Origin of the sequence: Salinibaculum rarum, assembly GCF_030505615.1 — an archaeon.
Taxonomy (GTDB): domain Archaea; phylum Halobacteriota; class Halobacteria; order Halobacteriales; family Haloarculaceae; genus Salinibaculum; species Salinibaculum rarum.
In genome coordinates this window covers 385,677-400,334 of sequence record NZ_CP129992.1, presented here as the reverse complement: position 1 = coordinate 400,334, position 14,658 = coordinate 385,677, and the positions used below count along the sequence as shown (strand labels likewise).

The following is a 14,658-nucleotide window of genomic DNA, read 5'->3' as shown; positions in this document are numbered from 1 at the left end:
GTGGTGACGACTGCGCAACTGGTATTCGGCCTGTATCTCCTCGTTGTCCTCTTGGTCGGGGTGTACGCGTCTCGATTTACGAGACACACACCTGCAGACTTCTACATCGCCGACAGAACGGTTGGGACGGTAGTTCTCGGGTTGAGTCTCGTCGCGACAGTCCTGTCTGCGTTTACAGTCTTCGGGATCGGTGCCACGACAACCGAAACCGGTCTCGGTGCGTTCTCCTTTCTGGCCCTTGCCGCTGTCTTCTATACGCTGATTTTCGGAACGGTCGGCGTCTCGCTATACGAGATTGGCAAGGAGATGGCCGTCGTGACGCCCTCCGAGTACGTCCGCAAGCGGTACGACAGCCCTGTTCTCAGCGTCTTGTATCTCGCCATCACCGGTGTCTTCATGGTCTCGATGATCGCCGGACAGCTCATCGGGGGCGGCGTCGCACTCGACGCACTGGTGGGGATTCCGTATGGCCAGGCGATACTGGTGATGGCGGTCTTCATGATCGTCTACATTCACATCGCCGGCTATCGCGGCGTCGTGTGGTCGGATACGATGCAATCGGCCGTGCTCTTTGCCGTCCTCGGTGGTGTCACGCTCTATGTGATGTTCGGCCTCGACAGCACTGCGATAGCGCGGGAGGCGGTCGAGACGACACCCGGACTGATGGAACTTGTCGGGCCGGTCGGGGCGTGGACGCCACTCGCAGTAATCACGGCAGCGCTGGCGTTTACGTTCGGTGTCCCCGCCTATCCACACACTATTCAGCGGTTCTTCTCCGCGCGAGACAGCGAAGTCATGCGTCGGTCCGGGTTCCTCTTTGCCGTCGTCGCGATTCCGGTCTACTTCTTTGGCGCCGTCCTCGGGGTCTGGTCGGTCGGCGTGATTCCGTCCCCGGAGAATCCCGACTACGTAATCCCACTGCTCGTCGAGACGCTGCTGCACCCGGTGGTGTTCGGCGTGGCGATGGCCGGAGCGACCGCAGCGATCATGTCTACCGCCGACTCCGTCGCACTGACGATGAGTTCGATGGTCAGTCGGGACATCTACCACGAGTTCCTCGCCCCGGAGGCGAGCGACAGCCGAGAAGTCAGGGTCACGCAGATGCTGTTGATTGGGGTCGTCGTCCTCGGGCTCGTTCTGGCGTGGATTCGTCCGGCAGGCATCTTCGACATCGTGTCCTTTGCCGTCGTCGGCTTCGCGACGACGTCCGCGCCGGTGTTTCTCGGCGTGTTCTGGCGGGGTGGGACGGCAGCCGGCGGCATTGCGTCGCTGATTCTCGGTCCCGGAATCACGATCCTGTTTTTCCTCGAGTACATCCCGTCACAGTACACGTTCGGAATGCACTACGGATTCGTCGGCGTGATTATTGCGTACGCTATCTTCGTGACCGTGAGTCTCGCCACGTTGGGTCCTGCTGAAGACACAATCGAGGCACACACCCAGTCGTTCTGGGAGTGAGCGGAGCAAGTCTCAGATAAAGGGCCCCATCGAAATGGATTGAGGGGGAGTCCCGACCCAACAGCAAGACCGACGCCGAGACGGCCTGGATGTACTTTCTTCGGTCACTCGTCCCAGTGTCCCGCGTGCATCGGCTTCATATTCAAGCGGCGCTGGCCGTGAGAGGTACCGTCAGGACTCGCGCCACTTGTGGCCACACTCGACGCAGGTAAAGAGCCGAACCTCGTAGGAGCCACCCGGCTTTGGCAGCATCTCGTAGTAGGCCTGGTCGCTATCGCAGTCGGCCGCCGGACAGGGCTCTTGCATCGTCTCGGTGGAGCCCTGGGTCGCGTCGGCTATATCGGGTGCCCCGTCGTCTCGCTGTCCGTCTTGGGTCGTCATCGCCGCTTCTGCTTGCGAGTCCCGCGGCTCCTCGTTCGCACAGGAGCGACACACCCACATGTCGCCCTCCGTGTGCATCATCGAACCACACTCGTCACAGAAGTGCATACAACACAGGAATACACGGGTGTCGGATATATGTATCAATCTCAGATTCGTCGTGGCTGTCAGCACCCACTCGTGTGACTGTACTGCGGTACCGACTCGATGTTCGTGCTTACCCATCTGCACAGTACTCGAGTTCGAGACAGAGCCACTCGGCAATCGCTATCGCGAGTCGGCGGTGGGCTTCTGGGGTCGAGATCTGTGCGGGCTGGCCGCCGCGCTGGCCGGTGTACCAGCCGGCCTGTGAGTGGTTCATGCCCTCGATACGGCGGATTGTGTGGTCCGGCGGCAGGTTCTCGCGGTTGGCCGCGAACTGATCACGGTCGAGCACCGCGTCTCGCGTGCCGAGAATGGCTATCGCCGGCGTCTCCCCGATTGACCGGTCACAGTACGAGCCGACGAGGACGACCCCCGCGACCGTCTCGCCGTTATTTCCGGCGTACCGACACGCCATCGCACCGCCAAGGGAGTGACCCCCGACGACCCATCGGGAGACCTGCGATTCGCCTTCGATGACCGCAGTTGCTCGCCCCTGGGAGAATACCGCGAGGTTCACGCGCATCTTCGGGACGACGACTGTGACGTTCGCGCGCTCGGCAATCTGAGCCGCTGTCGGAAGGTACGCGTCGGGTGCGACCCGTCCGCCCGGGTAGAAGACGACCCCCAGTCGCTCACTGTCTCCGTCGGCGTCCGACACGACGTACCCGCCGTAGGACTCAGTCACGGTGACGTTCGCGTCCGCTCGAACGGATTCTCGAACGTCGTCGGGCGCGTGGTGGGCGAAGATGCCAAAGTACGTGTAGAACCCGACTGCGGCGAGGATGGCGATAACGGCGACAACCGCGAGAGCACGGACCGCGACGCGCCGTCGTGACCGCTCTAGGACCCACTGGCGGATGTCGTGCCGAGACGGGACCTTCATACTGTGAGTCCATGCCGGGCCACAGTATCAGTGTGTTGTCGGTCACGGAGCGTGGATACGGGACACTACGCGTTGAGCGTGTTCTGCTCGAGTGCGCGTTCGGAGCAATTGGAGACGTATCAGAAGCACACGCGCTTGGCGGCCGAACGAAGACCCTCGTCATCCATACGAAGCTGTACTCTGTTCGCATCGAGAGTTTCCGCGCGGGAGACGACACCAATCGTCCCGCGACGGCCGTCCGAGATTACCCGCGGAGAAGCTGGATAATCTCGTCGGTCACATCCGACTTCACGGCGAGAATGTATGTGCCGCCGGACTCGAAGACCGTTTCAGGGCCCGGGAACTGCCCGCCCATCTTGTCGGCGACGACGACCGACCCTCGGGGCAATGCGACCTCCTCCAGGCTCTTCCCTGTCACCGGGGCAGTCTCCGTGACGGTAATCTCGATCAGTTCGAGATCTTCAGTCACCTCCTCGATCGTTCGGACCCCGCCATCGCTCACTTTGATTACTTGGTTGGCCGCAGTATGCGCGGCCAACTCCTCCGGGTAGACGACAGCATCGACGAGTTCCCGATATTCCTCGTCGTCCCCGTGGTCGATTCGGGCGACCGTCCGAATATCCTCTGCAATCCGCTGCCCGGTCATGCAGATTCCCAGATTCGTCATCGCACCGTAGGTCGTGAGTGAGGCCAGTACGTCGCTCCGCTCGAGGTCTGCCTGCCGGAGAATGCTCGGCCGACCGCCGTCCCCGTGGATGACCGTCGCCACGTACTGATCGCTCAGGAATTCGACCCGGTCTCGGTCCTTCTCGACGATGACGACGTCGTGTCCGCGATTGGACAGTCGTTCGGCGGTGTGATACCCTACGTGACCGCCACCGACGATGACGATACGAAGATCATCATTTGTCATGTCTAGACTTGTTCTTGCCACACTACTGAGCCTTGTGATGGTGACAGTGTCTCTTGCGGTGTCATGTTGCGCGTTGTCCTTGGGCTGGATACCGCTCGCGTCGTACAGGTGCCAGGTGACCGCGAGAACAATCCGCTTGCCCTTGGTGAATCGAAACCGTCGCTGACTGAACACATCCTTGGAGACGTCACGGACCGCGTTATCGACCAGTCGTCCGAGCCACTGCTTATCGTACGCGACCACTGACCGGTGACAGCAGCGCCCCTAGACGAACCGGAACGTTTCGAGGTTCTTCGGCGCGAACGTTCGCATGTTCATCTCCTGGTAGAGCGCCGAGGAGAGTTGGTCTGTCGAGGCCTCGTCGCCGTGGACACAGAGTATCTGTTCGGGTCTCGGATTCATCGTCCGGACGAAATTCTCCAGTCCCTGCCGGTCGGCGTGGCCGGAGAAGCCGTCGACGGTTTCGACGCCCATCTGCAGGCTGACCCGCTCTGCGCGCCCGTCTTTCGTGTCGGTCATTGTGATTTCGTCCTGCCCGCGCTGAATCTGGCGACCGAGGGTGCCGTCGGCCTGATACCCGACGAACACGAGTTCGTTGTCGGCGTCTCCGCCGAGCAGTCGGAGCCACGACATCACGGGGCCGCCTTCTATCATCCCCGATGTCGTGAGGACGATTGACTGGTCTCCGTCGGCGATGTCCCGCCGCATCTCCTCGCCGCCGTCGACCTGCTCGAACTGGTCGGCCAGGAAGGGATTGTCGTCCTCGTAGAGAATCCGCTCGCGAAGCGATTCCCTGAGATAGTCCGGGTAGGCAGTGTGAATCGCGGTCGCCTCGCGAATCATCCCGTCGAGATAGACCGGCATCTCCGGGATGTCGCCGGTTCGCATCGCCTCCTCGAGGACGAGCATCAGTTCCTGTGAGCGGCCGACGGCGAAGGCCGGAATCAACACGATGCCGTCGTTGTCGTAGATGCGGTTGATGACGCGTTTGAGCTTCTTCTCGGAGTCTGCCTGGTCGGTCTGGTAGTCGTTTTGCCCGCCGTAGGTCGATTCGAGCACGAGCGACTCGACGCGTGGGAAGTCGTTGACTGCGCCGTCGAGGAGTCGGGTGTCCGTGTAGTGGATGTCCCCGGAGAAGGCGACGTTGTACCGTCCCTCGCCGATATGGAAGTGAGCCACAGCGGAGCCGAGGATGTGACCGGCGTTGTGCAGGGTCAGTTTGACGTCCGGCGCGATGTCGGTGACGTTGCCGTACTCGAGTGGAATCGTGTGTTTGAGCGCCTTCCGCACCATCTTGCTCTCGTAGGGTGGCGTCCGACCCTGTTTGGCGGCAACGTCGAGATAGTCCAGTTGAAGCAGGCCCATCAGGTCACGCGTCGGTTCGGTTGTGTAGATGGGACCGTCGTAGCCGTACTTGAACAAAATCGGGATGAGCGCGGAGTGGTCGAGGTGGGCGTGGGTCAACACGACCGCATCGAGCGAGTTCGGCCCCGCGGCCAGCGCTTCGGGTGCCTGTAGATACGGAACTTCGCCCGCCGCGCCCGGTTTGTCGCCACAGTCGATGAGGATTCGGGTTTCGGGCGTCGAGAGGATAAACGACGCGCGGCCGACCTCTCGACAGCAGCCAAGCGTCGTGAGGCGGACCCACTCGTCGTCGCTCTCGGTCGGCCGGTGGAGTCGTCGGCCGACGGTCTCCAGAATCTCGCGTCGCTCGGCGCGTTCCTGCGTGAGGAAGTTGCGGACGTTCGATACAGTCGAAGACTCCATCGGTGGCGTCCGGAGGACGTTGGGCGTCCAGCCGACGGTGGTTCGAATCTCGTCGAGCGTGTTCCCGTGCCGGCCCACGACCATCCCGGGTTTGGCCGCTTCGATGAGCACTTCGCCCACGTCCGAGTCGAACTCCAGGTCGGTGACGCCGGCCTCGTCGGGGATAATCTCTCGAATCTTGGCGTCGGCTTCACCTTTCGGGACGAGCGCATCCGGCGTCGGGCGGATTGTGAGCCGCTTCTGGAGTTTCGACGCCAGTTCAGAGACCAGTCTATCTCGCCTGGCAAACGCCTGGACGTCCGGCGTGTACACGACCAGTTCCGGTCCCTCGAAAGTGACCGACCTGATGGTGATGTCTTCCGGCGTTTCCGTCTCGATTCGTGTCTTGAGTTGTTGAAGGGTTTCGTCTGCGGTCGTCATGAACACACTCGCTGGAATATTGTCGAACGACCCGCGGCCGTGCCGGGGCTCGTTGTGATAAGACGACTAAAGGCACGACGAGCGAGAGCAAGAACCTTCGGGTCTCTTCGTGTCGCCGGGACTCTCCTACACCGGGCCGGAATCGATCTGTATCGTCCCGTCTGCGTCCCGTTCGGCCCACAGAACGATGTCACTGTGGTCTCGAACCGCCCGGAGCGTCTTGTCTGACCCTGCCGTGTAGTTGACCCCGATGACGACTCGACCCTCGTTTCCGTTTGCCTCTGCGATGTGTGCGAGGGCCCGGACGACCCGGTCTGTGGGTGCGGCGCTGAGCAGCGAGTTGAACGTCGGAATGACGATGTTGACCGGCTGTTCGTCCGGGGCAATCGCCTCGCAGACGTCTTCGACTGCGGTGGTCAACTGCAGGAGGTCGCGCGAACTCGGGATGTCTTCGAGTGCCTGGACCTGCTCTTTTATCGCCGGTGTCGGCCGGTTGGGGGTGGCATCGACGAACCCCAGCGCTGGGCGGGTCGGTGCCCGGTCGGCGAGATACGATTGCAGTTTCGTCGGGCCGACGCTGGTCGCGACGATACAGGCCGGCCGCTGGGCGGTCCCGATGCCGACCTGCAGACAGATGTCGGCGGCGACAGCGTCGTCCGGCGCTGCGACGAGGATGATTCCATCGCGCTCGACCGAGACGGGTGGCGACTCCCCGAGTGTCAGCGCCGTCGCTCGGTCGACCCAATCCTCGGTGTCGCTCATCTCGACCGACCCAGGCTGGACTCGTCGCGGGGGCTATCGAACGGCGGGTCCGTTGGTTGTTCGGGGACGCTTCGACGGTTCGTACGGGGGTGGGTAGTGTCGTATCGCATGGTTGTAAGCACTCCTCGCCGGCGACCGCCCGACGGAACTCGTCGGCGACGCGACTGGCCCCAAAAAGCAGACGGCCAGTATCGCTCCAAGACGTGCCGGGGCGCGAAAAGACGGCGAGGCGCGTGTCTATTTTATAACTAATTCGTGGAGTGAAATATGTTGTGATGGGTACGTTCCCGTCACACTCGCCGGCCGACAGAACACTCTTTGGGTGGGTGGCCGAAAGCCGGCCATGTCCAGTGCGGCCTCGCTGACCGAACCGGACGTGCTCGCTCGGACCAAAGCCCAGCTCTTTCCGGACTCGGGCGAGGACGCGTACGTCGTCGCGGACACGCAGTTTGCACAGGAGCGATGGGTCGACGACCGCCCCATCGACGCGGCGGTCAAGGCGACGCTCGCACCGTTCAACCACGTCAAGGTCGGGTCGGGCTATCCCGACCTCGTCGGCGTTCGACACCTCGGAAACGACCTGCTCGCCGTCGACCGACTCGGCGAGGACCCGCCGCTCATCGCCATCGAGGCGAAAGGCCACACCGGTCGCGGCGGAGTCGACGTCGACGTCGAACGCGGTATCGTTCAGGCTCACGACCGCCTCGACGAGGCCAACGTCGCCTACGTCACCGCGCCGACGGGCGCGATTACCCAGTCGGCACAGACGCTCGCGCGGGAACTCAACGTCGGCGTTCTCGGCGTCGGCGCCGACGACGAACTCACCGTTCTCGAACGCCCTCGTGTCGTGGGGAACCGTACCACCGGCACACCCTTCGTTTTCGAGCGGTCCCGTGTCACCGGAACCCGTTCGACCGGGGAGGCGGCCGCGATTCGCTTCCAGGCCAGCGCCCAGGGTGTCGCCGACCGGAACTTCGGGCTCAATCATCCGAAAAACTACCTCGCGGTGCCGCTTGCGGTCTTCCACGACGGGCCGACACGCGACCACGTCGCGGACCACGTCGTCGGGGCCGTCGACAGCGCGATTCGGGGAGCCGTGTTCCTCGGTCTCGTCGACGACACTTCCGGGGAGCCTCGATTGACGCGGCTGGGCGAGGAGGTCGTCCGGTTTGCCATCCGCGAACACCACGCGGTCGAGGACGCGCTCGTGGCCTTCGAGCAGTGGCGACGGTCGCGAAAGCGCTTCATCGACGTCGCGCCAGCGTGGGGCGAGATGACGCGACGGGTGGTCTTTGCCTATCCGGCGACCCAGTTGCTCGTCGAGGAACTCCAGCAGATGCACGACGACGGCATCCCGGCGCCCTCGCTCGTCGACCTCGTCGAGTGGCTCCACGTTCAGCATCCGACGTTTACCGTCGAACTGTTTTTGCGCGGTGACGACGACGTTCGGGCGCGAGCACTCACCGGCGATGGTGACCTCCGGCCGGCCGTCCTCGAAGAGGGGGCAATCTATCACTCGCCGACGGTGTTCCAGCTCAAGGCGATACTGTACCACGCCGGCATTCTCACCGAGCGCGGCGCCGAGCCGTCGAATCTGGACCCGAACAGTGACGAGTGGCGCCTGCGGGAACCGCTTCCAGCACGCCGATAGCGTTCTTGTCGGCTGTTGGCACACGCCAAGCGACCCCTATATTTGTGCACGTCCACAAAATCTGGAGACTAACAACTGTTTGTCCATCTATTTTCTATCTCCATACCTGCCCTACGCACTATCAACTCGGTAAATATATGTTTGGGCAAAATACTTAATACAATCCGAGCATACAGTAGTATCTGTGAAGGAAAAGACAACACCCGTCGAACCACGGACCGAATACGTACGTGACCGGTCGCTCGAACGTGAACCACTCGGCGGAGGTGAGAGCACAACGGGTCGATAACACCGGCGTCCCGACAGCACCCAGCCTGTGCCTGACGTCCTCAGTTCACTCGTCCCTCATCAGGGCACACCTTTTGCGCAGCCGTTTTCCAGTCCTTTTCGTTCGCTGTTCCTAGCGTGTCTCGCAATGTTCTGTCCGGCGTGTCGACTGTCGTCTAACGACGCTGGCCGCCAGCGCCACACAGGAGTACTCACTCGCGTGCGTTCGCGCCCATCCGCCGGATGACATCGACGAGTTGGCCGAGGCCCGCTCGAACGTCGTCCTCTCTGAGCGCGCCCAAGAGTCTGAAAAGCCCGACCGGCTCTGGCTCTTCGTCCTCACGGAACGCGCCGAGCCCGGCGTCGACGGCGTCGACCACCTCGGGGTCGCCGACGGTCGCACCCAGCGCCAGCGCGTGGCCCAGCCCCTGTCCCATCTCGTAGGGGTCGACGTCAGACGTCTCGTGGGCGTCGGCAAAGCCAGCCAGTACCATCCGGAAATCTGCAATCGGGCTCCGGGCGTCGGACGCGGCCGTCCGCAGTTCCGGCACCAGGTCCTCCAGGAGTCCGTGACTCGCCTCCAGCAGGTCGAGCAGTTCGATGAACGTCTCCGTGTTCTCGCCGAGTTTGCGGAGCAGTACCAGCGTCTCCTCGCGTTCGAGAGCCAGCCTGAGCTGTGCCATCGGGTGGCGGGCCTCGGACGCTGCCGCCTGCAGTTCCGGTGCCAGGTCTTCGGCGAGGTTCTTGCTCGCGGCGGCGAACTCGAGGAGTTCGGCGAGGTCATCGGCGTTGTGACCGACAGCTTCGAGCAGGTCGCGCGTCTCCTCGCGTTCGAGCGCGAGTCGCAGGTCCGCGAGTGGCTCCCGGATGTCGGTCGCCGCCTCACGGGCCTCCGGCGCGAGGTCGTCACCGAGCCGTTTGGCGACGACGACCAGCTCGACGAGCTCTCGGAGGTCGTCGGCGTTGGCCTCGACCGACGCCACCAGTTCGCGCGTCTCCGGGTCGAGGTCGGCCACGGCCGGTCCGTCGGTCGGCGTGTCGTCTGTCTCGGACATGTCAGGGCACCGGGTCGTAGCCGCGCATCCACATGTTCCAGTACATCGGCGGGATAACGTTGACGTCGAGCACCCAGTTCGAGCGCGTCTCGACGGGCGCCGCAATCGGGTCCTCGTAGTCGAACTCGGCGATCATCGCCTTCCCCTCCTCGGTGAGCAGTGGACAGGCCGTGTAGCCGTCGTACTCCGCCGAGAGCGGTCTTCCCGACAGTGCCGCATCAAGGTTGTTCACCAGTACGTGGACCTGCTTGCGCACGGCCGAGGCCGTCCGCGACGTCGGCAGGTTCGTGTTGTCCCCGATTGCGAACACGTCGTCGTAGTCGTCGTGCTGGAGCGTGTGCTTGTCGACGGTGACGTACTCGCCGTCGCCGGTCAGCGGCGAGTGCTCGACCAGCGCCTTGCGGCCGTACTGTGGGGGAACGGGTGCGTAGAGGTCGTACTCGACTTCGCGTCCGTCACTCGCGATGACGCGGTCCTCTCCGTAGGCGATTTCCGAGACCTCGAACTCCGGCAGGAACTCGATGTCCCGCTCGGCCCAGATTTCCTCGACTTTGCCGTTGTAGTGGGCCTTCGGCGACGGTGGCGTCCCGAACGGCGTCGGTGCCGGTTTGCCGACGGCGATGTCCACGTCGTCCCGGATGCCGATATCTCGGAAGTAGTCGTCCGCGAGCATCGCCATCTTCAGCGGCGCACCGCCGCACTTGATGGGTGTCTCGGGGACGGTGACGAGGAACTGCCCGCCGTCGAAGTCCCTGATGGCGTCCCGGAGGCCGACCGCCGCGTCGTAGTGATAGAACGGGTAGACAGAATCCGTCTCTTCCCACGCCGCTTTCATCCCCGGGACCGCCTCCGGTGCGAGCCGGTTCCCGAGTGCGGTTATCAGGTAGTCGTACTCCAGCGAGTTGGCGTCGGTCGACACCGTCCGAGCGTCGGGGTCGATGCCCTCGACGCGAGCCTGCACGAACTCGACGTCCGTTCTGAGCAGCGACTCTACCGGCCGGTGCTGGGCCTCCGCCTCCATGTGCCCGAACGGAATGAGATAGTACGAGGGCTGGTAGTGGTGGTCGGGGCTCTCGTCGACGACCGTTATCTCGACGTCGTGGTCGAGTTTCCGGTCGAGCATGTTCGCTGCCATCGTTCCGCCTGCGCCTGCGCCCAGAACGAGTATCTGTGTTGGCCTCACAGTGTTGCGTTTACAACACAATATACAAAAAACTTCAGGTCACACGTTCCTACTTTAGGGAGTCGCTGCTGTCGGACTTTTTCGGCTAATCATCGGTCAATCAGGGCCACTACCACGACAAATGAAAATTCTGGTGTAGTTGTCTAAAGCCCCTAACTTCAGTCAATTCGAGGTCTGTGGTCCTGCTAGCCGTGGCGGTAAAATCGACGTTTTCGGTGGCTATTTTCTCATCTGAACGAGGACGGACTGTCCCCTCAACTCGAGGCTCTCTGACTACTGGTCTTGCAATAAAAATGAACTACTTCCGCGTACCTTTCCACCCGGATGTCCAGATACAGTTCCCGAAAGCCAGGACACGTGGGTCAGAGCCCCGTCGAACGACTCTTCAGGGGGTCGATTCTCAGTCGGTGGGAAGGTCTGCGACCAGTTATACCGGGACTGGTCGTATCTCTAGGTCGAGGCAGTGAGCCTCGTGGAGGGTCCACAATGGCAATACACACCACTGACGACGAGTCGCGGCGAGCGCCGGACAGGGCGACTCCGAAAGGCGGTGCAGACGGGCTGGCCGCGGAGGTCGTCGACGACGGCGACGGGCCAGCGGAGTGTACGCTCTACTCGACCGGTGTCGACGACATGACGCTGATGACTCACTGGATAACTGCACGAGGAGACGCCTTCGTGAACCTCGACTCGATGCGGTAATTCTCGCAGCCAGTCGAGCGAGTGTTGACATTTCGCACGCTCGGCCTGGACCGTCTTTGTTGTCACAGGGCAGTGAAATAGCGGCCGTGAAAGCCAAACGGCTCGGCGTGGGGGAGCCACGCCCGGGCCAGCAGTTCGAGCGTCGCCGCGTCGAAGACGAGGAGCATCGTCTGCCCACGGTCGGTATCGAGTGCCGTCGCCAGCACGACGCCGTCGTCCTCGGACTCGGCGCCCGGTCGCTGGACCGGAATCGGCTCTTCGACGTAGACACCGCGTTCCCACCACTCGCGGGCGACGGTCTCCTGGCAGTCGACTTTGACCAGTCCGTTCGCGCCCTCGCGGTCGGTCGCCTGGCCGTACGCGTAGCGGTGCTCCCGGCCGACGACCGGGCGGGCGACGCGGGGCAGTTCCATCCCGCCGTCGTACAGCCGCGACCGCTCGACGTTCCCGTCCAGACTGATGCGATACCGGGTCAGGGCGGCGTCGGGGACAGCGGGAAAGCCCTCGTCGAGGTCGGCCAGCGACATCGCGTCGACGATGCTCGCGTCGGGGAACTCGACTAAATCGAGGACGATGCCGTCGTCGTCGGTGTAGGCGTTGACGTGATGGAACGTGAACGCGGCGTCGACGACGGGGTCGGCGACCAGCCCGCCGGTGTCGCGGTCGACGACGAGGATGCGCGTCCCCTGGGCTGGCCGCCAGTCCAGCAGGTCGGTCACCCCTTCGTTCCACGGCGCAAGCGCACGCCAGACCGAGAGCACCAGCGGCGACTCGACGAGCACGACGTGTGTGTCGGTGACACTACAGTCGTGGATGTATGCCGGACCGCGGGCGTCGACGGTCGTGATGAGCTCGCGTGTGCGACTCCCCTGTGGAACGCGGTAGATGTGATACTGTGGGGAGAGCCCGAACTCGGTGGTGAAGCCGACCCACTCCTCGCGGGAGGGGTCGTCGACGAGGTGGGCCGCAGTGATGTGTTCGGTGAGGTCGTCATCGAAGGTAAACTCCCCGTGGGTCGCCAGCGTCTCGGGGTCGAACGCGACGCGGCGGGGGGCCTCGGTGAGCGCGACGTACTCCCCGTCGAAGCGGGCGACGTGGACGTTGGCGTTGTCGGTCGGCGTCGGCGGACCCAGCGAGCGGAGCCACGACAGTACCCGTCGCCACCCGCCCGCGTCGGTGCCGAACTGCCCCGAGAGGTCGCCGGCCTGGGCGTCGGCGTAGGCCTCTGTCCGGAGAAAGCGGTTCGTGTACCTGACCGTGCCGTCCTCGAAACTGTACCGACGGAGCATCGCCAGCCCGTCGAACCAGTGGTTGACCCGCTCGCCACCGCTCTCGAAGTAGCCGGGCCCGTTCCTGAGGAGCGTCCCCGAGAGCCACGCCGGGATGGTCCCCTCGACTGGGACCGCCTCGTCGCTGAACTCGGTCTGTACGGAGTGAAATCCTGCGGTGTGGGAGTCTGCCATGGGTGCTGGTGGGTGGCGCTCGGGCATGAAACCTCGTCACATGGGACCTGCCCCCGGCCACGGGCTTAACCGACCGCAGTCCCAACGGACTCGTATGACCGACGCCGACACTGGGGAGACCGTCACGGTGTACTCCGATTACGTCTGTCCGTTCTGCTATCTCGGCCGGGAGTCGCTCCGGCGGTACCAAGACGAGCGCGAGACGGACCTCGAAATCGAGTGGCACCCGTTCGATTTGCGGGCCGGCCAGCGCAACGCCGACGACAGCATCGACCACTCCGTCGACGACGGCAAAGACGACGACTACTACGAGCAGGCAAAGGAGAACGTCCGTCGCCTCCAGGAGAAATACGACGTCGAGATGGACCTCGACGTCGCGCGGGACATCGACTCCCTGCCCGCCCAGATCGTCTCCTATCACATCAAAGAGACACACGACTACGAGACGTGGCTCGCGTTCGACGAAGCACTGTTCGCGGCCCTCTGGCAGGACGGGCGGGACATCGGCGACCGGGACGTTCTCCGAGACGTCGCCGAGGACGCGGGTGTCGACCCCGACGTGGTCGAGACGGCACTCGCCGACGACCGACTGCGTGCGGAGGTCCACGACCTGTTCGACCGGGCACGCCGCGAGGGTGTCACTGGCGTCCCGACCTTCGCCTACGAGGGGTATGCCGCCCGCGGTGCAGTCCCGCCAGAACAGCTAGAACGGCTCGTCGAGGGCGCCTAGTCGGCCAGCGACAGCGTCACGGCCTCGTCCGTTCCCTCATTCGACGCTGATGTCACCGTCGGCGGTGACTGTCACGTCGTGGCCTTCGACGTCGAAGGTCAGGTCGTCGTCTTCGCCCTCGAGGACCCCACGGAGGGCCGTCAGGTCGACGTACGACTCGATGGTGTCGATGTCTGACTCCTCTAGGGCCGTTGCCTCGGTGAGCGCGTCGGTGATGGCCGTCCGTACTGGCTTCGGGCTCACCCACTCCTCGTCTGTCTCCGCACGCATGACGTACACCTCTCCGTCCTCGGAACTCATACGTCCGGGTGTACTGTAGCTCCTTATATAGTGGCACCGGGCAGTTTCAGAGCCTGAAACCACTCCCCCGGTGACCCGAAGGTCATCCGCCTGTGGTCAGTCGATGTGCTCTCCCTGGTAGGACCCCTCGTAGGTCCCCTCGTGGGCGGCATCGGCGAGCACGAGCTGGGCGATGCGGGCGCCCGGTTCGAGTTCTATCGGGTGGTGGACTTCGAGCAGTCCCTCGCCGCGGCCTTCGTAGCCGGCGTCCCACACGGCCGTATCGAGCATACAGGAGTTTCGCAACAGCGACGAGCGCGGGTACAGAAAGCCGATGTGGTCGTCCGGGATGACGACGCGTTCGGCGTACCGGACCACGTAGCCACCGGGGTCGAGACAGAACAGTCCGTCCTCGGTGTCGAGTTCGCGGCGCTCACCGATGGTCTTGTCGCCGCGTTCGATGCGACCAGCCCCGACCTGTTCGAAGACGGTATCGAGAGTGAGGTCGACACCGTTTGGCTGGACCTGACTGTCGCGCAAATCTTCGAGGTGGCTGGCGACGAAGCGACCGCTCTTGAACATAGCCCACTCCACGGCACC

At 63.5% G+C, this 14,658-nt stretch carries 15 protein-coding genes; 5 read left to right on the top strand and 10 right to left on the bottom strand.

The genetic code is table 11. The features are described from left to right. The first annotated feature begins 3 nt into the window (after window positions 1–3). A complete protein-coding gene (locus QYL91_RS02245; protein ID WP_302081759.1) occupies window positions 4–1,458 on the top strand; it encodes a sodium:solute symporter family protein in 1,455 nt (484 codons plus the stop codon). A 171-nt stretch (window positions 1,459–1,629) separates the two neighbouring features. On the opposite strand, the gene QYL91_RS02240 is transcribed toward QYL91_RS02245, so the two are convergent. From QYL91_RS02240 to QYL91_RS02230, 3 genes are all read right to left on the bottom strand, one after another. After that, window positions 1,630–1,947: an RPA12/RPB9/RPC11 RNA polymerase family protein gene (locus tag QYL91_RS02240; protein WP_302081758.1), complete on the bottom strand. Its 318-nt coding sequence runs from the start codon at window positions 1,945–1,947 to the stop codon at window positions 1,630–1,632. 109 nt (window positions 1,948–2,056) lie between these two features. Beyond that, window positions 2,057–2,866 carry an alpha/beta fold hydrolase gene (locus tag QYL91_RS02235; protein WP_302081757.1) on the bottom strand — a complete coding sequence of 270 codons (810 nt, stop codon included), beginning with the start codon at window positions 2,864–2,866 and terminating at the stop codon, window positions 2,057–2,059. Between the two features lie 244 nt (window positions 2,867–3,110). Then, window positions 3,111–3,779, bottom strand: coding sequence for a potassium channel family protein (locus QYL91_RS02230; protein WP_302081756.1), 669 nt, complete (start codon window positions 3,777–3,779; stop codon window positions 3,111–3,113). Window positions 3,780–3,842: 63 nt separating this feature from the next. Between QYL91_RS02230 and QYL91_RS02225 the strand changes: the two genes are divergently transcribed. After that, the gene (locus QYL91_RS02225) at window positions 3,843–4,025 is read left to right on the top strand and encodes a hypothetical protein (protein ID WP_302081755.1); all 183 of its coding nucleotides are present in this window, start codon (window positions 3,843–3,845) and stop codon (window positions 4,023–4,025) included. A gap of 18 nt (window positions 4,026–4,043) precedes the next feature. Here QYL91_RS02225 and QYL91_RS02220 read toward each other — a convergent pair whose 3' ends face one another. Further along, on the bottom strand, window positions 4,044–5,966 hold the full coding sequence (locus tag QYL91_RS02220; RefSeq protein WP_302081754.1) for a beta-CASP ribonuclease aCPSF1: 1,923 nt from the start codon (window positions 5,964–5,966) through the stop codon (window positions 4,044–4,046). A 126-nt stretch (window positions 5,967–6,092) separates the two neighbouring features. Continuing rightward, window positions 6,093–6,728, bottom strand: coding sequence for a DUF7504 family protein (locus tag QYL91_RS02215; protein WP_302081753.1), 636 nt, complete (start codon window positions 6,726–6,728; stop codon window positions 6,093–6,095). Between the two features lie 343 nt (window positions 6,729–7,071). On the opposite strand from QYL91_RS02215, the gene QYL91_RS02210 reads away from it, so the two are divergent. Beyond that, window positions 7,072–8,379, top strand: a complete 1,308-nt coding sequence (locus QYL91_RS02210; protein ID WP_302081752.1) for a hypothetical protein — start codon at window positions 7,072–7,074, stop codon at window positions 8,377–8,379. 479 nt (window positions 8,380–8,858) lie between these two features. Here the strand turns inward: QYL91_RS02210 and QYL91_RS02205 are convergent, their stop codons facing one another. Further along, window positions 8,859–9,701, bottom strand: a complete 843-nt coding sequence (locus QYL91_RS02205; protein WP_302081751.1) for a helical membrane plugin domain-containing protein — start codon at window positions 9,699–9,701, stop codon at window positions 8,859–8,861. Between the two features lies 1 nt (window position 9,702). Then, window positions 9,703–10,884 (bottom strand): NAD(P)/FAD-dependent oxidoreductase, encoded by a 1,182-nt coding sequence (locus QYL91_RS02200; protein WP_302081750.1) that lies wholly within the window; start codon window positions 10,882–10,884, stop codon window positions 9,703–9,705. A 486-nt stretch (window positions 10,885–11,370) separates the two neighbouring features. On the opposite strand from QYL91_RS02200, the gene QYL91_RS02195 reads away from it, so the two are divergent. Beyond that, the gene (locus QYL91_RS02195; RefSeq protein WP_302081749.1) at window positions 11,371–11,586 is read left to right on the top strand and encodes a DUF7511 domain-containing protein; all 216 of its coding nucleotides are present in this window, start codon (window positions 11,371–11,373) and stop codon (window positions 11,584–11,586) included. A gap of 62 nt (window positions 11,587–11,648) precedes the next feature. Here the strand turns inward: QYL91_RS02195 and QYL91_RS02190 are convergent, their stop codons facing one another. Further along, complete coding sequence (locus QYL91_RS02190; protein ID WP_302081748.1) at window positions 11,649–13,049, bottom strand: carotenoid oxygenase family protein; 1,401 nt, start codon at window positions 13,047–13,049, stop codon at window positions 11,649–11,651. Window positions 13,050–13,143: 94 nt separating this feature from the next. On the opposite strand from QYL91_RS02190, the gene QYL91_RS02185 reads away from it, so the two are divergent. After that, window positions 13,144–13,779 (top strand): DsbA family oxidoreductase, encoded by a 636-nt coding sequence (locus QYL91_RS02185; protein ID WP_302081747.1) that lies wholly within the window; start codon window positions 13,144–13,146, stop codon window positions 13,777–13,779. 36 nt (window positions 13,780–13,815) lie between these two features. On the opposite strand, the gene QYL91_RS02180 is transcribed toward QYL91_RS02185, so the two are convergent. Together QYL91_RS02180 and QYL91_RS02175 are read right to left on the bottom strand one after the other, a co-directional pair. Continuing rightward, the gene (locus QYL91_RS02180; protein WP_302081746.1) at window positions 13,816–14,079 is read right to left on the bottom strand and encodes a HalOD1 output domain-containing protein; all 264 of its coding nucleotides are present in this window, start codon (window positions 14,077–14,079) and stop codon (window positions 13,816–13,818) included. A 96-nt stretch (window positions 14,080–14,175) separates the two neighbouring features. Next, on the bottom strand, window positions 14,176–14,640 hold the full coding sequence (locus QYL91_RS02175; RefSeq protein ID WP_302081745.1) for a deoxyuridine 5'-triphosphate nucleotidohydrolase: 465 nt from the start codon (window positions 14,638–14,640) through the stop codon (window positions 14,176–14,178). Window positions 14,641–14,658: the final 18 nt, after the last annotated feature.

Excerpts from the sequence above, each read along its gene's own strand:
- QYL91_RS02195 (WP_302081749.1), top strand. The coding sequence starts at position 11,371 with ATGGCAATACACACCACTGACGACGAGTCGCGGCGAGCGCCGGACAGG.
- QYL91_RS02220 (WP_302081754.1), bottom strand. The coding sequence starts at position 5,966 with ATGACGACCGCAGACGAAACCCTTCAACAACTCAAGACACGAATCGAG.
- QYL91_RS02205 (WP_302081751.1), bottom strand. The coding sequence starts at position 9,701 with ATGTCCGAGACAGACGACACGCCGACCGACGGACCGGCCGTGGCCGAC.
- QYL91_RS02185 (WP_302081747.1), top strand. The coding sequence starts at position 13,144 with ATGACCGACGCCGACACTGGGGAGACCGTCACGGTGTACTCCGATTAC.
- QYL91_RS02175 (WP_302081745.1), bottom strand. The coding sequence starts at position 14,640 with ATGTTCAAGAGCGGTCGCTTCGTCGCCAGCCACCTCGAAGATTTGCGC.
- QYL91_RS02225 (WP_302081755.1), top strand. The coding sequence starts at position 3,843 with ATGTTGCGCGTTGTCCTTGGGCTGGATACCGCTCGCGTCGTACAGGTG.
- QYL91_RS02240 (WP_302081758.1), bottom strand. The coding sequence starts at position 1,947 with ATGCACTTCTGTGACGAGTGTGGTTCGATGATGCACACGGAGGGCGAC.
- QYL91_RS02215 (WP_302081753.1), bottom strand. The coding sequence starts at position 6,728 with ATGAGCGACACCGAGGATTGGGTCGACCGAGCGACGGCGCTGACACTC.
- QYL91_RS02230 (WP_302081756.1), bottom strand. The coding sequence starts at position 3,779 with ATGACAAATGATGATCTTCGTATCGTCATCGTCGGTGGCGGTCACGTA.
- QYL91_RS02235 (WP_302081757.1), bottom strand. The coding sequence starts at position 2,866 with ATGAAGGTCCCGTCTCGGCACGACATCCGCCAGTGGGTCCTAGAGCGG.
- QYL91_RS02190 (WP_302081748.1), bottom strand. The coding sequence starts at position 13,049 with ATGGCAGACTCCCACACCGCAGGATTTCACTCCGTACAGACCGAGTTC.
- QYL91_RS02180 (WP_302081746.1), bottom strand. The coding sequence starts at position 14,079 with ATGAGTTCCGAGGACGGAGAGGTGTACGTCATGCGTGCGGAGACAGAC.
- QYL91_RS02210 (WP_302081752.1), top strand. The coding sequence starts at position 7,072 with ATGTCCAGTGCGGCCTCGCTGACCGAACCGGACGTGCTCGCTCGGACC.